This window comes from Vibrio lentus (assembly GCF_030409755.1).
GTDB lineage: Bacteria > Pseudomonadota > Gammaproteobacteria > Enterobacterales > Vibrionaceae > Vibrio > Vibrio lentus.
In genome coordinates, this window is record NZ_JAUFQE010000001.1 from 1,060,131 (window position 1) to 1,081,162 (window position 21,032).

Below are 21,032 nucleotides of genomic sequence, written 5' to 3' on the forward strand. Positions count from 1 at the left end.
GCCGCCATTATACTCATCTGTAAATTATTCTCTTCAGTTATTGGTGGAATCGTTCAAGGGTCAAACCACTCATTGAGTTTGATCAAGCTCAGTTCAAAACTAGCCATAACCAAGTCACCACGACCCAACCTTTAAATGAAAACAAAAAGACCACTAAGAGTCATTGAGACACTCATCTATACAAGTACTTTTGACTCTATTGAAAGTAATTCCCTTTGCAAATACAGTATTGATAAGCATTCTCATTATTGGCATGGTACATGCAACTCCAAAAAGTAAGATAGTTGAGTATCCTTAATGAGATAACTTCTCTAAATAAAGGTGATGATATGACAGATATTCCTCATGGCTTAGTAACCGGAAAAGTCGTACACAAGACCGAATGGACGGAGCAACTGTTCTCTCTTCAAGTCAGTGCACCAGTCTCGCCCTACCAAGCAGGGCAATTCACTAAGCTGGGACTACGTAACAGTGAAGGCGAGTTTGTTAGACGTGCTTACTCAATGGTGAATTCGCCAGAGCACGAACACGGTCATCAGTCGCTTGAGTTTTTAATTGTTAAGGATCAAAACGGTCAGCTCTCTCCTCAACTTCATCAATTGAAGGTAGGCGACGACATCTTTGTCGGTAAAGACCCAAGTGGGTTCATGACATTAGAGGAGATCCCAGAGATCGCAGATGATCTATGGATGCTTTCAACCGGAACGGCCGTAGGCCCTTTTATCTCTATGCTCGAAAGCCTGTTGATAGAACAACAAGGCAAAGTAGATTTCAAAAAAACAACGTCGTTCAACAACCTTGTGCTGGTTCACGCTGTAAGAACAGAGCAAGACCTCACGTATCAAGATCGAATCAATCAACTCGTTGAACACTTTCAGGGGAAACTTAAGTATGTGCCAATTATTTCTAGAGAATCAGTCACCGGAACTTTGCGCGGACGAATCCCAAGCTTGTTACTTGGAGGCGACCTTGAACGAGCCTCGTCTATCACTATCAACCAAAGACATAGTTTCTTCTATCTTTGCGGTAATCCCCAAATGGTTCGAGACACGAGCGAAGCACTAATATCGTTGGGATTGCAAAAACACTTACGCAAGAAGCCAGGTCAATTTAGTAGCGAGAACTATTGGTAATCCTGACTGCTAGTTTCAATACATGAGTAAAAACACAGTTCGAAAAGAGGTTTTATATGAGTCATTTACGTATTCCGTCACACTGGAAAATTCAACGTTCCACACCATTTTTCACCAAAGACAACATACCGGCTGCATTGCTTAATCACCACAACACCGCAGAAGGCGTATTCGGCCAGATCTGCGTAATGGAGGGGACGGTCACCTTCTATGGCTTTGCGGATGCCGACGCAACGGAACCAGAAAATGTTATCACGATCCAAGCTGGGCAATTTGCCACAAGCCCACCTCAATATTGGCATCGAGTGGAACTGAGTGACGACGCGCAATTCAACATTAACTTCTGGTCAGAAAAAGAGACCAAGAAGATGTTCAACACCCGAAAGTAAGATCCATTCAATATTGATGAACTTATAAGCAAGCTACTTCGTAATGTGATTTTTAATGTTCAAAAAGTGATGATAGAAGATCAAATAACCATATTAATTACAATGACTAATGGTGATAGACAAGAGAAAAAAACTCTAGCACACTGAAGAGAGTTATTAGTTTTAGCCCGATTTTAGATTAATAAAACAGACGGGTTATTTATATTTTAGGTAAGAGAGGAAGCCATGCTCAACATTGCTTTTTTTAGCTCAAAATCATACGACGAAAAATCATTTGAACTTGCAAAAGGCGAACTCAACGCCGAGTTCCATTTTCACGATTTTCGACTCACTACAACAACAGCAAAAATGGCGCACGACAACGAAGCGGTTTGTGCGTTTGTAAACGACGACCTATCTCGAGATGTGCTAGAGATTCTAGCGAAAGGCGGCACTAAGCTGATTGCGATGCGCTGTGCCGGTTTTGATAAAGTCGATTTAGATGCAGCCAAAGAGTTTGGCCTGCAAGTGGTTCGCGTTCCGGCTTATTCACCAGAATCGGTAGCAGAACACACGGTCGGCATGATGATGTGTTTAAACCGTAAACTACACAAAGCATACCAACGCACTCGTGATGCGAACTTCTCTCTTGAGGGTTTGGTTGGCTTTAACTTCCACGGTAAAACTGTTGGTGTGATCGGCTCTGGCAAAATTGGCCTAGCGACTATGCGAATTCTGAAAGGTTTAGGCATGAACATCTTGTGCTACGACCCATACCCGAATCCATTGGCAAAAGAACTGGGCGCTAAATACGTTGAGCTCGACGAGCTTTATAAAGAGTCTGACGTGATTTCTCTACACTGCCCAATGAGCAAAGAGAACTACCACCTATTAGATGCAACGGCATTTGGCAAAATGAAAGATGGCGTGATGATCGTCAACACCAGTCGTGGTGAACTGCTGGATTCAACCGCTGCAATTGAAGCGTTGAAACAGAGCAAGATCGGCGCGCTTGGCCTTGATGTCTACGACAACGAAAAAGAGCTGTTCTTCCAAGACAAATCTAACGATGTGATTGTCGATGACGTATTCCGTCGCCTATCTGCTTGTCACAACGTATTGTTCACTGGTCACCAAGCTTTCTTAACAAAAGATGCTCTGTTCAACATTGCCAATACAACGCTCACCAGTGTTGATGCCTTCTTTACAGGCAACACCAGCGGCAACGAACTGGTTTAACAACAACTTGAGTTAATAGCAGACTGAGTTAGTAATAGACTCAATCTAAAAATAGAAAGCCACGCTAATTCTTAATGAACAGCGTGGCTTTTCGTTTATGCGATTATCGAAAAGAAATACTAGACGCAGAAGTGACAATCCTCGTTATCCAAACCATAAACGCCTTTGCGAATGGCCAGATGCTCTGCACCTGCCTTCACGCCCATATGATAGCCTGCGTCCAGAACAGTTTGATCCATAGTGAGTCGCTTAACCGCGAACGCTTCCGGTGGCGCAATCACCTTGATGGTCGCATCTTTGGGTGGATTACGAATAAACTCCAAAGACTGGTTATAGTTTTCAGCTCGCACCGCCATCGACTCTGCAATGTTTGGGAATTTCTTTAGCAGCTTTTTCAGCATCCACTGATACTTCTGCGGTTTCATTCGGTAGCTAAGTGGGTGAGAAAGAATCACGGTAATGTCTCGCGCACCACGGCGATAAGCTTCACGAACTGGAATTGAATCGGCTACACCACCATCGGTATAGCAACCACCAGAGAAGCACGGTGTTTCACGGTAAGCGATAGGTAGAGCCGTTGTTGCTTCAACCACGTTAGAAAGGTTTTCAGGCTTGATATGATAGTAATCGGCACTGCCAGTATCGACGTTAGTTACAGCAGCAATTAAAGGAACACTTGAGAACAGCTGGCCGCAATCGAGTGGGTAACGTTGGTTAGATTCATCCCACAACCACTTCACGTCGACCAAATTGCCACCTTTAGCAAAGCGAGCAGGGTTAAAGAACGTCTTATCGGTCGCCATAGTAGTGATCACGTTATAGCTGCGTTTAGGCGCTTGAGATAAGTAGCCAACCAGATTGGACACACCTGCAGACACGCCAATGGCAAAATCATAGGGACGGAAATCGTCTTGCATAAAGGCGTCCAAAACTCCGGCAGCGAAGATGCCTCTCATAGCCCCACCTTCAACGATTAATGCGCTTTTACTCATCTCAAACTCTATTACTTTATAAACTGATAGCTGTAGGATAATCCCGTCCATTTTATAAAGATAATGGGATGTGTTTATCAATTCGATAGGCAAAAACTATCAATAGAAATGGTGCTAATTTTCAAGTAATTGGTACTACTTACATGACTCACCTAATACATATAATGATAAAAAAGGCCGCTGAGTGATTAACTCAACGGCCTTTCATTTAACTAATCAAACTTACTGATTACGACTTAAATTCGCTTACATCGATTTCAAGCAGTTTACCAATGCCTTCACCGTAAGCTGGATCGGCTTTGTAACAGTGTCTTAAGTGACGCAGTTGAATCTCTTTAGGCACGCCACCTATGTTACGCGCTGTGTTATCAAACAGAATCGCTTGTTTCTCTGGCGTCATCAGGCGGAACAAGTCACCCGGTTGCGAGAAGTAATCTTCATCTTCGCGGTGATCCCAATGCGCTGCAGCGCCATCTAGGTTCAATGCTGGTTCTGCAAAGTCTGGTTGCTCTGCCCATTGGCCTTCGTTGTTTGGCTCATAGCCAAGTGTGCTACCAAAGTTACCATCAACACGCATCGCACCATCACGGTGGTAGCTGTGTACAGGGCAACGAGGTGCGTTTACTGGGATATGCTGATGGTTAACACCCAAGCGGTAGCGTTGCGCATCACCGTAAGCAAACAAGCGACCTTGCAGCATCTTGTCTGGCGAGAAGCTGATACCTGGAACTACGTTCGCCGGGTTGAATGCCGACTGCTCAACTTCTGCGAAGAAGTTTTGCGGGTTACGGTTCAATTCAAACTCACCCACTTCAATCAATGGGTAATCGGCATGTGGCCAGATCTTAGTCAAATCGAACGGATTGTAAGACACTTTCGCCGCGTCCGCTTCTGGCATCACTTGTACTTTCAGTGTCCATTTAGGGAAGTCTTGGTTATCAATGCTATCTAGCAGATCACGTTGATGACTTTCACGGTCATCACCGATCACTTGTGCCGCTTCTGCATCAGACAAGTTCTTAATACCTTGCTGAGATTTGAAGTGGAATTTCACCCAGAAACGTTCGTTGTCTGCGTTAATAAAGCTGAACGTGTGGCTACCAAAACCGTGCATGTGACGATACGTAGCAGGAATACCACGGTCACTCATCACGATGGTAATTTGGTGAAGCGCTTCAGGTAGAGAAGTCCAGAAATCCCAGTTGTTCTTCGCACTGCGCATATTGGTGCGCGGGTCACGCTTAACCGCATGGTTTAGATCTGGGAACTTAAGAGGATCACGAAGGAAGAATACTGGGGTGTTATTACCCACCATATCCCAGTTACCTTCTTCAGTATAAAACTTCAATGCAAAGCCACGGATATCACGCTCAGCATCAGCGGCGCCACGCTCACCGGCAACCGTTGTAAAACGTGCAAACAGGTCGGTCTTTTTGCCTATTTCAGAAAACAGTTTTGCCTTGGTGTATTTGGTAATGTCATGCGTAACAGTAAATGTACCGTAAGCGCCTGAACCTTTCGCGTGCATACGACGCTCTGGAATGACTTCGCGGTCAAAATGCGCCATCTTTTCTAAAAACCAAACATCTTGAAGAAGTTGAGGACCGCGCTTACCCGCAGTTTGAACATTCTGGTTATGAGCAACAGGACAACCCGCAGCTGTAGTTAGTTTTTTACTCATGATCTATTCCTTAAGGTCCAAAGGTGCAGCAATAGTGAGTGCACCTTGATATTTATACTGGCTTCCTTTCAAAAGCCCCTGAAATACTATGGATATAGAATAGACCTCTAATGGCATAAAATATAATCGTTTCTATTTATCGTTATAATCTATAAAACCTATTAAACGACTGATTTAGGAATCATATTCTAAGGCACTGACTAATCGAGTATTTTCCTTCCTAGTTTAAGCGTCGCTGCAATATTCCTAGCCGTTCTTGTCAGATTGTTTTCCGCCTCCTGCAGAACTTGGTCAAGTGACTGAGGAGAACGTACCGTCCCGAACAAGCTGCTCATTTCTCCATAAAGTGCTTCTACCTCAGTTCCCAATGAGCCAGCAATGCCTATGGTTGGAATACCTTGGAGACTTGCTCGCTTAGCAATTCCGTAAGGTGTTTTGCCTTGCAGAGTTTGGTTGTCCATTTGCCCTTCGCCAGTAATCACAAGGTCGGCACCTTTCAACACGTCATCAGCTTGTAAGACATCCAGTACCATCTCGATACCGGGTTTGATTTGCATGTTAAATAGCAAACCAAGCCCCATCGGTGTGCCACCAGCCGCGCCATAACCCACGCGGCTGTGAACAGGATCATCACCACCAACGCAACCTTGCGATTCAGCAATTTGAGCAAAATTCGCTAGCGCCTTATCAAGCAGTAAGACTTGTTCAGGCGTCGCCCCTTTTTGTGGGCCGAATATATGGCTGGCGCCGTTATCACCACACAATGGATTATCAACATCACACGCGACGATTAACTCTATATCAGCACAGCGTGGATCTAGAGCTGTTAGGTCAATAGATGCTAATTGCGCTAACGCAGCGCCACCTCGGCTGAGCTCTTGCCCTGTGCTATCTAATAGTGCTCCACCTAACGCTTGCACAATGCCCGCTCCACCGTCGTTGGTCGCACTGCCACCCAATCCAAGAATGATGGTTTGAGCACCCTGCTCTATCGCTTCTAATATCAGCTGTCCTGTCCCAAAAGACGAAGCAACCAAAGGATCGCGCTGTTCTGGTGTCAGCAAGTCCAAACCAGACGCGGCAGCTATCTCTATCAAAGCCGTTCTCTTGGAGCTCTGAACTGACGGTTCTAACATCGCCCATTCTGCACTAACCAACTCACCCAATGGCCCTTCAACTTGATGTGTTCGCTTTTGTCCGGCTAAACCTTGCAGTAACACATCGACCGTACCTTCACCGCCATCAGCCAGAGGTAAGGTCACATAGTCAGCGTCTGGGAAGATTTCACGAAAGCCCTTTTCAATGCACGTCGCCACCGATACAGCAGATAAAGATTCTTTAAACGAGTCTGGTGCAATAACAATTTTCATAATGCCGTTCCGTTGAGAGTTGTAGACGAGCTTAAAAAAGAGAAATGACACCAATTAGTATAAAAGCTCCCTAATTAGTGCGCCCCAAAGCTGCCATTTGTTGTGACGTCCCTTTTAGTTTTGACGACGGTAAAAGCAAGATCCGTAAAGTTACTGTTCCTTAATATCTCCACATTTTGCAAAGTTGGGACGAAACAACAATCAATTGACCACAGATATTTGATTGAAATCCAATATGGATCACACCACCTGTTCCACATTGCGGAATTTACCAGTCTTTTTGTTTCAATTTTTAACCAGTTAACAGTTATTAGAGAAAAACTTAATAAGGAAATATTTCGTAACTTTGCTCACAGAATATTTTCGGAATAAAAACAATAATTCATTCCGTATTATGGAATTAAACTTATCGGAGAACACAGATGCCTTTAGTATCAACTGAAAAACTACAACAAGAATACGAACGAATCCTTTTGGCTCGCGACATGAAACCAGAAATGGCAACCAAGCTTGCGGCTGGTTTTGTTGAGATGGCAAACGAAGGTACTTACTCGCATGGCATCAACCGTTTTCCAGTGTTCATTGACCAAGTAGACAAAGGTCAAATCAAATTAAATGCTGAACCAGAATGCGTTAACAGTATGGGTGCACTAGAGCAATGGGATTGTAACTACGGCCCTGGCGTTCTTAACGGTCTTATCTGTGCAGAGCGTGCCATGGAATTGGCTCGTGACTACGGCATTGGCATGGTCGGTATGCGTAATTCTAACCACTGGATGCGTGGCGGTGCTTACGTATTGAAAATGGCTCGCGAAGGTTTTGCAGGAATTGCATCAACCAACTCAATCGCAGTGATGCCAGCATGGGGTGGTAAAGATCACCGTGTTGGTTCAAACCCTCTCATCATGGCGGTTGCGGGCGATCCACCGGTGGTTGTTGACTGTTCAATGAGCCAATTTTCTTACGGCCAGCTACAAAACTTCGTGCTTGCTGACAAAGAACTCCCTGTTGTTGGTGGCTTTGACAACGAAGGTGAACTCACTAAAGACCCGCATGTACTTTGGGAAAACAAACGCCTGCTTCCAATGGGTTTCTGGAAAGGTTCATCAATGGCCATCGTACTAGACATGATGCTTACGGCAATCACTGGCGGCCACTCAGTACCAGCGCTGACTGAAGATATGGGTGGTGAGTTTGGTGTATCTCAATTCCTTATCGCTATCGACCTAAGCAAAACAATGGATCAAAGCACTTACGCACAAGAGATGAAGCGCATCCGTGATTACGTGCTTGAGTCAGAGCCTGCAGAAAGTGGCTCAGTGATGATTGCTGGTTCTGAAATTGAAAACTTCATCAAGAAACACGAAGCAGCTGGCGGCATTGAAATCAACGATGGGATTTGGGAACAAATTACGTCTCTGTAATTAGCCAAAGGTAGGGAAAGCGTTATGCAAAGTGTATTAAAGAGTATTTGGAAAAGTATCGATGTCATCATGGCGGTCATTCTGACCTGTATGGTTGCGCTCGTATTTACTAACGTAGTTTTACGTTATGGCTTTTCTTCTGGTCTTCGTCCCTCTGTAGAACTATCTCGCCTTGGTCTTGTATGGGTTGTCATGCTCGGTGCCGCCGTTGTGCTGCGCCGAGGTGAACACCTCGCTGTTGCGGAGTTTTCTGAACGACTCTTCCCAAAAGCAGTACCCGTATTAAGACGTATCTGCTGGGTAATAGTACTGATTTCTGTCGGCATGCTTTACGTCGGTTCATACCGTCAAATGATGTCTAATTGGTCAGATATTTCTCAGCTTACAGGGCTTCCTTCAGCATTATTTTACTTAGCCGGTGTGGTGTCAGGTTTGTTAATGGGCGTGATTGCCTTTGTTCGAATCTTCAAGCCCGACTGGCAGCTAGATAGCTTAGATGAGGAGAAAGAATAATGACGTTAGCCATTTTCTTATCGGTATTGATTGTCTCAATCTTACTTGGTCTTCCTGTTGCGTTTGCACTGTTATTGTCTTCAATGGCGCTGATGCTTCACATGGACTTCTTTAGTGCAGACATTCTTGCGCAGTCTTTAATTAATGGTGTCGACAGCTTCACTCTGCTTGCCATTCCATTCTTCCTCATTGCGGGTGAAGTAATGGCATCGGGTGGTTTGTCACAGCGTATTGTTCGCCTAGCAACCACTTACGTGGGACACCGTCAAGGTGGCTTAGGTTACGTTGCTATCATGACTTCGGTACTGCTTGCTGGCCTTTCTGGTTCAGCTGTAGCAGATGCAGCAGCCTTGGTCAGTATTCTTTACCCAATGATGAAAGCAGCGAAATACCCAGAAGCACCTTCAATGGGCTTACTTGCTTCAGGCGGTATCATCGCACCCGTTATTCCACCTTCAATCCCTCTGATCCTTGTAGGTGTTGCTGGCGGTATCTCGATCAAAAACCTATTCCTAGGCGGCATCGTTCCTGGCCTGTTAATGGGTATGACATTGATGTTTGTGTGGCGCTGGACAGTTCGCAAAGAAAACCTAGCGACATCAGAAAAAGCGACAAAAGCAGAAAAACGCGCAGCACTTAAAGATGGTGTATGGGCCTTAATGCTGCCAGTCATCATCATTGTTGGTATTCGCTTCGGCATCTTTACACCAACAGAAGCCGCTGTAGTAGCCGCAACTTACGCAATCTTCATCTCTACGTTTGTGTACAAAGAGCTCTCGATTAAGAAGTTCTACCACATCGTACTGAACGCTGGTCGCTCGACCGCAATGGTTATGTTCTTGGTGGGTTGTGCAATGGTTGCAGCGTGGCTAATTACTGTTGCTCAGCTTCCTCAACAACTCGCAGAAATGTTAGGTCCACTGGTGGATAGCCCACGCCTATTAATGGCAGTAATTATGTTGCTCGTACTTTGTGTCGGCATGGTTATGGACTTGAGCCCAACGATTCTAATCCTTGTACCCCTTTTAATGCCTGTCATCAAGATGGCTGGAATTGACCCAACGTACTTCGGCCTACTGTTCGTTATTAACTGTTCAATTGGCTTGATTACGCCTCCTGTAGGCACCGTACTAAACGTAGTGTGTGGTGTAGCGAGAGTACCAATGTCGACCGCAGTGAAAGGTGTATTGCCCTTCATCGCTGCTTACATGGCTCTGCTCACACTGTTTGTCATCTTCCCAAGCATTATCACTGTGCCAATGTCGTTTGTCATTGGTTAATCCTCGACGGAGAAAATAATAATGAAAACCCTACTAAAACTTACTTTACTCGCTTCGACTATCGCAATGAGCTCTAGCGCTTTTGCCGCGACGACTCTAAAACTGGCGCACGCTGCACCAGAGTCGGATTTGCAACAAGACCTATCTTTGTTCTTTAAGAAAGAAGTAGAAGCTCGTTCAAACGGCGAAATCAAAGTAAACGTCTACCCACAAGGTCAATTGGGCAGTGATAAACAGATGATTGATGGTTCACGTGCTGGCATCGTTGATATAGCGATGGTTGGCTTGAACAACTACAACGGCCTAATGCCTGAATCAGCAGCCTTTACTCTGCCGTTCATGTTCCCAGACCGTCAAACAGCATACAAAGTACTTGACGGCGAACCGGGTAAAGAAGTGCTAGCGAACTTTGAAAAATTCGGTCTTAAAGGTCTTGGGTTCCCAGAAAATGGTTACCGCAACATGACCAACAACGAAAAACCTATTCGTATTCCTTCTGATGTTGAAGGCCTACAAATGCGTGTGAATGGTTCTAAAGCTCTAAACGACATGTTCAACGAGCTAGGTGCTAACCCGCAACAACTTCCTGTATCAGAACTCTACACAGCACTTGAAACCGGCGTTGTTGACTCTCAAGACCACCCAATTTCTGTAACGCTATCTTTCAAGTTTGACGAAGTACAAAAATACCTAAGCCTTACACAACACGCTTACTCACCACTCGTTCTAACAATGAACCTACGTAAGTTCGACAAGCTAACGGAAGACGAGCAAAAAATCATTGAAGAAGTCTCTGCTGAAGCGGTTGCAATGCAACGTGAGCTAAGCATTGAAAAAGAAGACAAGATGATTGCTCAACTAGAAGCGAACGGCATGCAAGTAAACCGTGACGTTGATGGTGCTGCTTTCCAACAAGCTATCCAGCCTGTTTGGAGCGCATACATCGAGAAAAATGGCGATGTGATGATCAACAAGATCAAGCTAGCAGCTAAGTAACGCGATTGAGTGCGATTGCCTAGCCCTCTTTTAATTAGGGAATTTAGCTAGGCAATCCGCTCGTCATTCACTAAATACAACATGGGCAAACACAATGTCTCAAGAACAAAAAACATACCAAGAATTAAAAGAACGCGTGTTCGCAGCAAACTTGCAACTTCCTAAATATGGCTTAGTGACTTTCACTTGGGGCAATGTCTCTGAAATCGACCGCGAACGTGGCGTGATTGCAATAAAACCGTCAGGTGTTGAATACGATGTAATGACGGCAGATGACATCGTTGTTCTCGATTTAGAAGGCAACCGCATTGAGGGCAAGTTGAACCCTTCAAGCGACACGGCTACGCACATTGAGCTTTATAAAGCCTTCCCAACCATCGGTGGCATTGTTCACACACACTCTCGTAACGCAACAATATGGGCACAAGCCGGCCGAGACATTCCAGCACTTGGAACCACACACGCCGATTACTTCTACGGTGATGTACCTTGTACTCGCCTGCTAACAAAAGCTGAGATTGAGTCGGATTATGAGAAAAACACAGGCTTAGTGATCATCGAAGAATTCAACCAACGTGATATCGACCCGCAAGCAATGCCAGGCGTCATCATCGCAGGCCACGCCCCATTTACATGGGGCAAGGATGGTTCAGATGCCGTGCACAATGCAGTGGTAATGGAAGAGATTGCAGCCATGGCAACAGCCACTCGCGCTATCAGTCCAGAAGTAGCGATTCAACCTGAGCTGCTAGATAAACACTACAACCGTAAACACGGCAAGAACTCATACTACGGACAGAAGTAAGGCCTCGCACATGCATAAGTCATCACCGCATAAGTCCTATAAACATACATTGGATAAGCACAAGCTATTGGCATTAGATCTCGATGGGACGGTGCTCAACTCGCAGCACACGATTAGCCAAGAGTTAGTCGAAGCCATCAAGCAAGTCGCTCAACACACTCATGTGGTGATCGTTACGGGTCGCCATCATGTCGCGGCAAAACCTTATTACGATCTGCTTGGTTTATCGACTCCAATAATTTGTTGCAATGGCACTTACATCTTTGATTACCAGAACGATACGGTCATTCAAGAAAACGCCATCGACAAAGAAATTGCGGCTGAGTTTATCACTCTATCTCAAGCTCATGATCTGAAGATGGTGATGTATGTGCGTGATGCAATGCTCTACTCGAGAGCACGCCCTATTGAATACATGGAAGCGCTACTGACGTGGTCTCAAACCTTTCCAGAAAGCCAGCGACCAAACATTCAAAAGGTCGACGACTTCCAACATGAAGCACAAATTTCAGAGTATGTGTGGAAGTTTGTCGTTGAAGGTGAAGTAAACACATTCGCAGAGATTCCTTTTGTGAAAGAGAACTTCAACGGCGAACGATCTTGGATTGATCGTGTCGATTTCGCAGCAACAGGTAATAGCAAAGGTAATGCCTTGACTCGCTACATTGAGCCGCTCGGTATCAGCCTAGAGCAGTGTGTCGCGATTGGTGATAACCACAATGACATTTCGATGCTTAAAGCAGCAGGACTTGGCATCGCAATGCAAAATGCAGATAACACCGTAAAAAGCTCAGCCAACCTGATCACGCCTAAAAACAATGACGATAAGACTGGGTTAGCGACGCTTTTACAAGACCTATTTAGTGCCCATTAATTTAAAGCATCGGCTTTATTAAGCTGTTTATATTTAAAGAGAATTTTTTATGTTAGTCGGAAATACTCAACCTACGCAGATCAGTAAGTCGTACCCTGTCGTTATTCAAAACGTGCTTGAGTACTTGAACAGTCTCGACCAAGAAAAACTCGCATTAGGTCGCCATGAACTCCCTGGGTTTGATTCAAAACAGGCATGGTTTGTTGTATTGGAATATGACAAAGAGCCTCTAGGAAACTTCCAACCTGAAGTCCATAAATACCATTCTGACTTGCAGATCATTCTCGAAGGTTCTGAAGTGATGGCATGGGCTATAGACACTGGCGAACACAGCAACGCACAACCTTATAACCAAGAACGTGACCTTCAGTTTTACGAATACCCTGGGATTGAACTCAGCTTCATTCATGCAAAACGCAATCAATTTTATTTATTCACGCCAAATATCGTGCACATCACCAATATTGAAAATGATGACAGTCAACCGGTAAGAAAACTGGTGGTGAAGATTCACAACGATTTACTGGAAGCCAAATAATGAATTACTACATTGGAATTGATTCTGGCGGGACTTTTATGAAAGCCGCGTTGTTTAACGTAAAAGGTGAACAACAAGGTCTTGCCCGCGTATCGGCGAGCGTCATCAACGAAAAACAAGGTTGGGTAGAACGCGACCTAAACGCACTATGGGGTAACGCTGTCGATGTCATTAAGCAGCTTTTAGAGACCACAAAAGTAGAACCGACCTCTATCAAAGGCTTGAGCATTTCAGCCCAAGGCAAAGGCGTTTACCTTCTTGATAAAGAGGGACAAAACCTCGGCCACGGCATTATGTCTTCTGACTCGCGTTCACTGCCTATCGTTAAAGAGTGGCTAGAACAGGGTAAAGCAAAAGAGATCTATCCAACCACACTGCAAACACTGTGGACAGGTCACCCTGTATCGATTATTCGCTGGATCAAAGAAAACGATGCCAAACGATACAACAACATTGGCGCAGTGATGATGTCTCACGACTACCTTCGATATCGCTTAACGGGCGAAGTCGCAGCAGAACTGACCAATATTTCAGAAAGTAATTTTTTCAACTCCATCACTGGTGAGTATGACAAAGCACTTTTGGAAACCTTTGGCATCGAAGAAATTTGGGATGCGCTACCACCCGTTGTAAAACCTCAGCAACAAGCAGGGAAAATCACTGCGGCCGTTGCTAATGAAACCGGACTAGCAATAGGTACGCCGGTGTTCGGCGGTTTGTTTGATGTTGTGTCTACCGCGATCTGTTCTGGAATCAACTCTTCAGAAGATACCCTGAATTACGTAATGGGCACATGGGCGGTCACGTCTGGTATCTCAAAGCAAGTGACTCAAGAATCACACAACTTTGTTTACGGCCATTACGCCGTCGATAACGAATACATCATTCATGAAGCGAGCCCAACTTCTGCTGGCAATTATGAATGGTTCGCCGACTACCTTGGTGAAAATGGCCAGATTAACCACCAGCAAAATCAAGCGTTAGTCGAAGCATTAGATCCGGCATCAAGCAGTATCTACTTTGTGCCATTCCTTTACGGTTCAAACCAAGGGCTTGGTCTAAAGTCAGGCTTCTATGGTCTGCAATCGCACCATACTAAAGGGCACCTAATTCAAGCCATTTGGGAAGGCATTTTATTCTGTCACAACATTCACCTAGAACGTATGCGTCAGCGTTTTCCAAAAGCCAACATACTAAAAGTGACAGGCGGCCCTGCATCTAGCCCTGTATGGATGCAAATGCTGGCTGACCTTACCGGCATGACCGTTGAAATATCAGACGTGGATGAAACCGGCTCATTAGGTGCCGCAATGATGGCAATGGTCGGCGCAGGTGAGTTCGCTTCATTAGAAGAATGTACTCAAGCCATCACTAATTCTACGTCACGTGTCGAGCCGAATCCTGAACACTACGACATATACCAAAAGAAATATAAGCACTATCAAAGACTGGTGCAGTTGTTTAAACAATTTGAGGATGAAATGGATGCCTAGCACCGTATTAAAAACATCTAAATCTTTATTAGAATCATCTAAGCCCCTGTTCAAATCACCGAAGCCGTTGCTACAAATGGCACTTGATGCCACTGATATCGACACAGCATTAGCCTCAATAGAGCATGTTGCAGATAAGTTAGATGTGATTGAAATCGGGACTATTTTAGCCTTCGCTCATGGCGTAAACAGCGTAAGGATTCTGCGAGAGAAATACCCAAATCACATCATTGTCTGTGACATGAAAATCACCGATGCCAGCGCCATTTTAACGCGTCTGGCGATGGACGCAGGCGCTAACTGGGTAACAGTCAGTGCAGCAGCACACATCGAAACTATTCGTTCAGCGAAGAAAGTAACGGATGAATTCGACGGCGAAGTGCAAATTGAGCTGTATGGGCACTGGACAATGGAAGATGCGCAAGCTTGGGTCGACATGGGCATTAAACAAGCAATTTATCACCGTTCTCGTGATGCGGAACTTGCTGGTGTGAGCTGGACCGAAGAAGATTTGATAAAAATGCAGAAATTATCGGATATTGGAATTGAACTATCCATTACTGGTGGTATTGTTCCTGACGATCTGCATTTGTTTAAGAATCTGTCTGCAAAATCGTTTATTGCTGGCCGAGCGTTAGCTGGTAGCAATGGACGTGACATCGCAGAAAACTTCCATACTGAAATAGGTAAACACTGGTAGCACATATATGAGTGAGCAAATTAAATCGTTGTCTAAAGCACTGACCGTATTGGAATTCCTTGGGAATTATCCTAATGGCGTTTCGCTACAAAAAGTGTCTGAAGGGACTGGCTTCAACAAGTCATCTGTCCACCGTATTTTAGCAACGTTTGAAGCCTCTGGTTATGTTGCTCAAATGTGTTCAGGTAAAGAATATCGCTTAACAATGAAGTTGGTTCAGCTTGGACACGCTGCTATCAACTCTGATGTCACTGGCACCGTTAAGCCATACCTATCTGAGCTACTCGACGATGTGAATGAAACGGTTAACTTCCTCTCTTTTGATGCTGACAACATCATTTTTAAAGACAAGTTTGAACCCGTTAATTCTTCCTTTAGAACTCGAACCTACGTAGGGCTGCATTCTCCAATGTACTGCTCAGCGGCAGGTAAATGTTACCTAGCATTTAGCTCTGACAGCGTTCGAGAAACCTATTGGAAACGCAATGTCAGCACAATGAAGCCGTTAACTGAAAACACGATTCTCGACAAGTCTCAGTTTTTTGGTGTTCTCGATAAAATTAAGAGCCGTGGTTATGCGCTCGATGATGAAGAGAATGAAGCGGGTATTTCTTGTGTTGCTGTCCCTATTTTTGACAAGAACAATTCTCCTGTATACGCGGTTAGCGTCTCTTCGCTTACGCCAAAAATGAAAGCTCTCGGCTACGAAGAAATTGCTAACAGAATTCAAGACATAACAACGCGTATAGAACAACAACTCTTTTAAGGAAAAAGAATGTTTGATTCTAAAAACAAATTCAGATTAGGTATTTACGAAAAAGCGATGCCAACCACCCTTACATGGGAAGAGCGTTTGATTCACGCCAAAGAAGCTGGCTTCGACTTTGTAGAAATTTCAGTGGATGAAACCGATGAGCGCCGCGCTCGTTTAGATTGGTCAGACGACGAAATTTATGAGCTTCGCCGTCTATGTGAAAAGCACCAAATGCCTTTCCAATCAATGTGCCTAAGCGCACACCGTAAGTTTCCGTTTGGCTCAATGGATGATGCTATTCGCACTGAATCGCTGATCATCATGGAAAAAGCGATTTCATTGGCTTACAAGCTTGGTATTCGCTGTATTCAAATGGCGGGCTACGATGTGTATTACGAACCGCAATCGGCTGAAACTCACGCTCGCTTCATTGAAGGCATGCAACAAGCCACCAAAATGGCGGAGCGTGCAGGCATCATGTTAGGTGTAGAGATCATGGACACTCCGTACCTAAACTCATTAAGTAAGTTTGAAGTGCTTAAGCGCGAGATCCCATCACCTTACTTCATGGCTTACCCAGACGTAGGCAATATTTCTGGTTGGAACTACGACGTGTGTACCGAGCTAAAATTGAGCCGCGATCACCTAGTACAAGTTCACCTTAAAGACACACTACGAGTTTCAGAGACCTGTAAAGGTCAGTTCAGAGATCTGGTGATTGGTGAAGGCCAAGTCGACTTCCCTGCTATTTTCAAAACACTCGCTGAAATTGATTACAGCGCACCATTAGTGATTGAAATGTGGGCTCAAAATGACAACTGGTTAGACGATATCAAACAAGCGAAAGCAACATTGAAATCTATCGCAAACCAATCTGGCTTTGAACTGTAAGGAAACGACCATGACTATTTTTCGCACCGCTTTTTTTGAAGCTGATTTAACTGAAGAACAAAAACAAGATTTCTACCAATACATGGAAAATGAAGTCGCGCCTATTATTCGCACATTCCCGAATAACCAAGGGTTAACGCTGAATAAGCCTGAAGCGATTGAAGCTGAAAGCCATAAAAACCTACTGCTTATGATGCAACACAGTTACGAGAACGAGTCAGCAATGGCTGCTGCTTTGGATTCTGAGCAACGAATCAAAAGTATGCATGCGACCAAAGTGATTATTGAGAAATACAACATTCATGTTCATCACATCAATTTTGTTCGTGATTAACAGCTTAATAGGCAATACACCGTAAAGTCTCAATCGAAAAGCAGAAGATCATCTTCTGCTTTTTTTATCGCTATCAATAAGGAATCACTATGAGAGTATTCCCGTTAAAAGATGCCCCACTGGTCTTACTGTCTCTGATCTTTTTTATCTGGGGTTTAATTACCGTTTCAAGTAACTCGCTAATTCCACATTACAAAGAAGCTTTCTCTCTCGATTATAAAATGGCGATGCTATTTCCCATGGCCTTTTTTATCACCCGAATTACGGTGTCGCTTCCAACGTCATTTGTCATGGCAAAAATTGGCTATAGAACTACGCTGAAGTTCTGCTTGATATGGTGCCTTCTGGGCTGTCTAGCCATGGCATATTTAGTACGAGGAGAAGAGCTTGTTCCAACACTCATCGGGATCTTATTGATGGCCTCAGGTGTGTCAGCAATTCAAGTAGTGAGTTCACCTTACGTTTCACTTCTCTCGACACCCGATAAGAGTGTTATACGTCAAAGTGTAGCAACAGCATCTAACTCCGTTGGCACTGTGCTTGGCCCGCTAGTGCTTACCGCTGTCATTCTTGTGGCAGCAAGTTTTAACGTCGACAACACCGCCCATCAAGTTTCGTATCTGTTCTTATTCATCGCCCTGTTCTTTTTCGGCTTACTGGTATTTTTTAGCAAAATGACGCTTCCAGATATCAAACCAAAACAGATGACTGGCTTTTGGCGAGGGTTAAGGCTTCTAATTAAAAATCAGCAGTTTATGAAGTTAGCGTTGGTACTGTTGCTGTACATCGGTGTAGAGGTCAGTTTTGGTACTTTTACTATTGCGTATCTTGCCGACCAGCAATATGGCGACCTTGGTTTGGTCTTCGCAACACAGATCATCGCTCTTTATTGGGTATTAATGTTTGTTGGAAGAGTGTTATTCGCCAAGTTTGGAAACACTGTAAACAAGCACTATCTCTTCTCACTGTCTTGCGTTATTGCCGCTTTGATTAGTGCCGTTTCGGTCTATCAAAATTATGTTTGGATTGGCTATTTGATGCTTGTCGTAGGGTTATGTAATTCTGCGCTCTACCCTATCATTTACGCACAAGCGCTACATGCATCAGGTAAGCAAAACTCACAAGGAGCAGCAATTCTCATTATGTGTTCAATTGGAGGTGTTGTTTTACCATTCGTACAGGCGAGTTTGATTGATGAGCTTTCGTTGAGCACGAGTTATATTGCGCCCGCACTAGCGTATGTATTAATGATGGTTTTGTACTGGTCTAGTTTAAAGCATCGTGTTTAAACCGTTGGTTTAGATAGGTAACTTGGTTTAGTCAATCACTTGATTCAGTAACTAAGTCGATGACTAAAAAGTCGGCCTGATTGGCCTAGAAGATAGAGAAAGTGAACTGGAGAAAGATAAGGAAATGAATTTGGTGCTTCTGACGTTAGTTTGAATCAGTGAGTGGCTAATCACCACCACTGATCACACTTAACGCGGGTTATTTAAGAAATTAAACCCAAGCAGAAGCAACAAGTAGGATAATTGCACCCATGATAACGGTAGACTTAGCAAAAAATAGAACTTCATTCATTACTGAAGGTTTTGCTAGTGATACGTTGTTTTCATTCGTGATTACTGTAGCGTTCATACTGTGTTCTCATCGTTATGTGATCTGAGGTCAATTTTGCGCCGTTATGTGACCAAAGTCAATAATAACTGTAGTTTTATTACACAATAAAAAAGCTATAACTGAAGAGAACTCCAACAACGCAACCTCCCTTACTCCACGGGGTTTTTCATTAAATCAACATCTATTAGATACAAAAAAGCCCGAAGCCTGATACACAGAACACTTCGAGCCTTTATGCAGCAGTCGATACACTACTTAATTCAATTGAGCTAACTCCGCTCGCATTGAATCGATAGCTTGTTGATAATCTTCACTATCAAAAATAGCAGAGCCCGCAACGAACATATCGGCACCCGCTTCAGCAATCTCTTTTATGTTGTTAACTTTCACACCACCGTCGACTTCTAAACGAATATTTCGACCTGATTCATTAATGCGCGATCTGATTGACCGCAGCTTATCGAGTGTGGCAGGGATAAAAGATTGACCACCGAAACCTGGGTTAACCGACATAACCAATATCAGGTCAACTTTATCCATGATGTAGTCAAGGTAACTCAATGGCGTTGCAGGGTTTAGTACCACACCAGCTTGGCAACCGTGCTCTTTAATTAGCTGCAAAGTACGATCGATGTGCTCTGATGCTTCGACATGAAAAGTAATCATAGTCGCACCCGCTTTAGCGAACTCTGGTACCAGTTGATCCACAGGCTTCGCCATTAAATGCACATCGATTGGCGCTGTAATTCCATAGCCTCGTAATGCCTTTAATACTGGCGCACCAAAAGTCAGGTTAGGGACATAGTGGTTATCCATAACATCAAAATGAATAACATCAGCTCCAGCCGCGAGAACACGTTCTACATCCTCACCAAGACGCGCCAAATCGGCAGAAAGAATCGAAGGTGCGATAAGATATTGTTTCATTTTTTTCCTAGTTATTTTTGTATCGTTAAATTCTATTTAGCTCGCTGGAACAAATTTAGTTATCTGCCCGTTTTCAACCATGTAGCAATCCATGCCTGCCGATGTCGCTGCTTGCTGGCCTATAATCGTATCTTCAAACACCACACAATCGCTCGGTTCAAGCTCTAACTGGCTAGCGACTTTTAGAAAAGTATCCGGGTTAGGTTTGTGATTTTCTACGTCATCGGAAGTCACAATCGTACGTATCATTGATGGGATATCGGTTGTCTTTAAAATCGCCCTTGCATGCTTGGCTTGAGCACCAGTGCCGATGCCTATCTTTTTCAACTGATACTGTTGCTGTAAGAGTGCATAGGTTTCTGGAATAACATCCCCTTTGTGCTCAATGGCTTCAAAGTTGGCAATTTTGTCCGAAGTAATTTGTTGAGCATCAAGAGTTAGATCGTAACGCTTAAGGATCTCTTGAGTCACTTTTCGCGATGGCATCCCACCAAGTTGATCGAGCCACTCTTTGTCGTAGGGAATACCAAACTTCTGACAAGTTTGTTCCCATGCATGAGCGTGTGCCACCATAGAATTGACCAGAGTCCCATCGAGATCAAAAATAATTCCTTTATATTTATCTAACTTTGGCATCGTCAATCTCTCATATTGTTTTGAGACTCATACTACTAATCACCATACATAAAACCTATTCATGATCGTCTTAATATGATCTTATTCAACAATCCGACAATTAAACGAATTGATGCAATAAAAGCCGTTGTTTTACTATTGAAATCATATTTTGAGCACATCTCACCCATTTTTACTTAAACCAAGTAGAGTTGCATAAATTGAAGATGGTATAGTCCACGAAAATCAAACATCTTGGACATCATCATGCATTCTAGTGACATCATCAAATTGGCAAATTTAGGCGTTAATATCGAAATTTCAAAAGACTCTTCATTGCATCCTTCTGATGCGTTGGAAGTGGTAAAGATTGTTGCTGAAATCGGTAGCCAAATCGTCATCAAAAAGAAGTATCACACAGACTACCTGATTCAGATGGCTGAAGTGGGTCGTGATCATGTGACGATCGCTGTTTAAGAACAGCC

The 21,032-nt window shown here is 44.0% G+C and carries 23 protein-coding genes; 17 read left to right on the forward strand and 6 right to left on the reverse strand.

The window, feature by feature from the left end:
• Window positions 1-329: 329 nt before the first annotated feature.
• The 3 genes from QWZ07_RS04345 (at window position 330) to QWZ07_RS04355 (ending at window position 2,740) form a co-directional block, all read left to right on the forward strand.
• Window positions 330-1,133, forward strand: a complete 804-nt coding sequence (locus QWZ07_RS04345) for a ferredoxin--NADP reductase (protein ID WP_099167029.1) — start codon at window positions 330-332, stop codon at window positions 1,131-1,133.
• Window positions 1,134-1,189: 56 nt separating this feature from the next.
• A complete protein-coding gene (locus QWZ07_RS04350) occupies window positions 1,190-1,522 on the forward strand; it encodes a TehB family protein (RefSeq protein WP_065111520.1) in 333 nt (110 codons plus the stop codon).
• Window positions 1,523-1,747: 225 nt separating this feature from the next.
• Window positions 1,748-2,740, forward strand: a complete 993-nt coding sequence (locus tag QWZ07_RS04355) for a 2-hydroxyacid dehydrogenase (RefSeq protein WP_192853654.1) — start codon at window positions 1,748-1,750, stop codon at window positions 2,738-2,740.
• A gap of 119 nt (window positions 2,741-2,859) precedes the next feature.
• On the opposite strand, the gene QWZ07_RS04360 is transcribed toward QWZ07_RS04355, so the two are convergent.
• The 3 genes from QWZ07_RS04360 to QWZ07_RS04370 form a co-directional block, all read right to left on the reverse strand.
• Window positions 2,860-3,732 carry a patatin-like phospholipase family protein gene (locus QWZ07_RS04360; RefSeq protein ID WP_065111522.1) on the reverse strand — a complete coding sequence of 291 codons (873 nt, stop codon included), beginning with the start codon at window positions 3,730-3,732 and terminating at the stop codon, window positions 2,860-2,862.
• Between the two features lie 229 nt (window positions 3,733-3,961).
• Entirely contained in the window at window positions 3,962-5,413 is a 1,452-nt protein-coding gene (gene katE2 / locus QWZ07_RS04365; RefSeq protein ID WP_192853653.1) for a catalase KatE2, read from the reverse strand.
• A gap of 200 nt (window positions 5,414-5,613) precedes the next feature.
• Window positions 5,614-6,783 (reverse strand): glycerate kinase, encoded by a 1,170-nt coding sequence (locus QWZ07_RS04370; RefSeq protein ID WP_192853652.1) that lies wholly within the window; start codon window positions 6,781-6,783, stop codon window positions 5,614-5,616.
• A 422-nt stretch (window positions 6,784-7,205) separates the two neighbouring features.
• Between QWZ07_RS04370 and yiaK the strand changes: the two genes are divergently transcribed.
• The 13 genes from yiaK to QWZ07_RS04435 all read left to right on the forward strand — a co-directional run bounded on the left by yiaK (window position 7,206) and on the right by QWZ07_RS04435 (window position 18,674).
• Window positions 7,206-8,207: a 3-dehydro-L-gulonate 2-dehydrogenase gene (gene yiaK, locus QWZ07_RS04375; RefSeq protein WP_017108911.1), complete on the forward strand. Its 1,002-nt coding sequence runs from the start codon at window positions 7,206-7,208 to the stop codon at window positions 8,205-8,207.
• Window positions 8,208-8,231: 24 nt separating this feature from the next.
• Window positions 8,232-8,720 carry a TRAP transporter small permease gene (locus tag QWZ07_RS04380; protein ID WP_102299233.1) on the forward strand — a complete coding sequence of 163 codons (489 nt, stop codon included), beginning with the start codon at window positions 8,232-8,234 and terminating at the stop codon, window positions 8,718-8,720.
• On the forward strand, window positions 8,720-10,000 hold the full coding sequence (locus tag QWZ07_RS04385; protein WP_017108910.1) for a TRAP transporter large permease subunit: 1,281 nt from the start codon (window positions 8,720-8,722) through the stop codon (window positions 9,998-10,000). The genes QWZ07_RS04380 and QWZ07_RS04385 overlap by 1 nt, the downstream gene beginning before the upstream one ends.
• A gap of 21 nt (window positions 10,001-10,021) precedes the next feature.
• On the forward strand, window positions 10,022-10,996 hold the full coding sequence (locus QWZ07_RS04390; RefSeq protein WP_192853651.1) for a DctP family TRAP transporter solute-binding subunit: 975 nt from the start codon (window positions 10,022-10,024) through the stop codon (window positions 10,994-10,996).
• A 94-nt stretch (window positions 10,997-11,090) separates the two neighbouring features.
• A complete protein-coding gene (locus tag QWZ07_RS04395; protein ID WP_017108909.1) occupies window positions 11,091-11,801 on the forward strand; it encodes an L-ribulose-5-phosphate 4-epimerase in 711 nt (236 codons plus the stop codon).
• Window positions 11,802-11,811: 10 nt separating this feature from the next.
• Window positions 11,812-12,675 (forward strand): Cof-type HAD-IIB family hydrolase, encoded by an 864-nt coding sequence (locus tag QWZ07_RS04400; RefSeq protein WP_192853650.1) that lies wholly within the window; start codon window positions 11,812-11,814, stop codon window positions 12,673-12,675.
• Window positions 12,676-12,724: 49 nt separating this feature from the next.
• On the forward strand, window positions 12,725-13,213 hold the full coding sequence (locus QWZ07_RS04405; RefSeq protein WP_009845885.1) for a NanQ anomerase/TabA/YiaL family protein: 489 nt from the start codon (window positions 12,725-12,727) through the stop codon (window positions 13,211-13,213).
• Window positions 13,213-14,706, forward strand: a complete 1,494-nt coding sequence (locus QWZ07_RS04410; RefSeq protein WP_192853649.1) for an FGGY-family carbohydrate kinase — start codon at window positions 13,213-13,215, stop codon at window positions 14,704-14,706. Before QWZ07_RS04405 ends, QWZ07_RS04410 begins: the two co-directional genes overlap by 1 nt.
• The gene (locus QWZ07_RS04415; protein WP_264158529.1) at window positions 14,699-15,406 is read left to right on the forward strand and encodes a 3-keto-L-gulonate-6-phosphate decarboxylase UlaD; all 708 of its coding nucleotides are present in this window, start codon (window positions 14,699-14,701) and stop codon (window positions 15,404-15,406) included. The genes QWZ07_RS04410 and QWZ07_RS04415 overlap by 8 nt, the downstream gene beginning before the upstream one ends.
• Before the next feature lie 7 nt (window positions 15,407-15,413).
• Window positions 15,414-16,172 carry an IclR family transcriptional regulator gene (locus QWZ07_RS04420; protein ID WP_017092758.1) on the forward strand — a complete coding sequence of 253 codons (759 nt, stop codon included), beginning with the start codon at window positions 15,414-15,416 and terminating at the stop codon, window positions 16,170-16,172.
• A gap of 9 nt (window positions 16,173-16,181) precedes the next feature.
• Window positions 16,182-17,051, forward strand: coding sequence for an L-ribulose-5-phosphate 3-epimerase (locus QWZ07_RS04425; RefSeq protein ID WP_017092757.1), 870 nt, complete (start codon window positions 16,182-16,184; stop codon window positions 17,049-17,051).
• A 10-nt stretch (window positions 17,052-17,061) separates the two neighbouring features.
• Window positions 17,062-17,385, forward strand: coding sequence for a hypothetical protein (locus QWZ07_RS04430; protein ID WP_009845890.1), 324 nt, complete (start codon window positions 17,062-17,064; stop codon window positions 17,383-17,385).
• Window positions 17,386-17,474: 89 nt separating this feature from the next.
• Window positions 17,475-18,674 carry an MFS transporter gene (locus QWZ07_RS04435; protein WP_192853648.1) on the forward strand — a complete coding sequence of 400 codons (1,200 nt, stop codon included), beginning with the start codon at window positions 17,475-17,477 and terminating at the stop codon, window positions 18,672-18,674.
• Window positions 18,675-18,885: 211 nt separating this feature from the next.
• Here QWZ07_RS04435 and QWZ07_RS04440 read toward each other — a convergent pair whose 3' ends face one another.
• The 3 genes from QWZ07_RS04440 to QWZ07_RS04450 form a co-directional block, all read right to left on the reverse strand.
• Entirely contained in the window at window positions 18,886-19,023 is a 138-nt protein-coding gene (locus QWZ07_RS04440) for a hypothetical protein (protein ID WP_012600138.1), read from the reverse strand.
• A gap of 237 nt (window positions 19,024-19,260) precedes the next feature.
• The gene (gene rpe, locus QWZ07_RS04445) at window positions 19,261-19,932 is read right to left on the reverse strand and encodes a ribulose-phosphate 3-epimerase (protein WP_192853647.1); all 672 of its coding nucleotides are present in this window, start codon (window positions 19,930-19,932) and stop codon (window positions 19,261-19,263) included.
• Window positions 19,933-19,968: 36 nt separating this feature from the next.
• Window positions 19,969-20,568: an HAD family hydrolase gene (locus QWZ07_RS04450; protein ID WP_192853646.1), complete on the reverse strand. Its 600-nt coding sequence runs from the start codon at window positions 20,566-20,568 to the stop codon at window positions 19,969-19,971.
• Window positions 20,569-20,814: 246 nt separating this feature from the next.
• Between QWZ07_RS04450 and QWZ07_RS04455 the strand changes: the two genes are divergently transcribed.
• The gene (locus QWZ07_RS04455; protein ID WP_009845895.1) at window positions 20,815-21,024 is read left to right on the forward strand and encodes a hypothetical protein; all 210 of its coding nucleotides are present in this window, start codon (window positions 20,815-20,817) and stop codon (window positions 21,022-21,024) included.
• Window positions 21,025-21,032 lie beyond the last annotated feature (8 nt).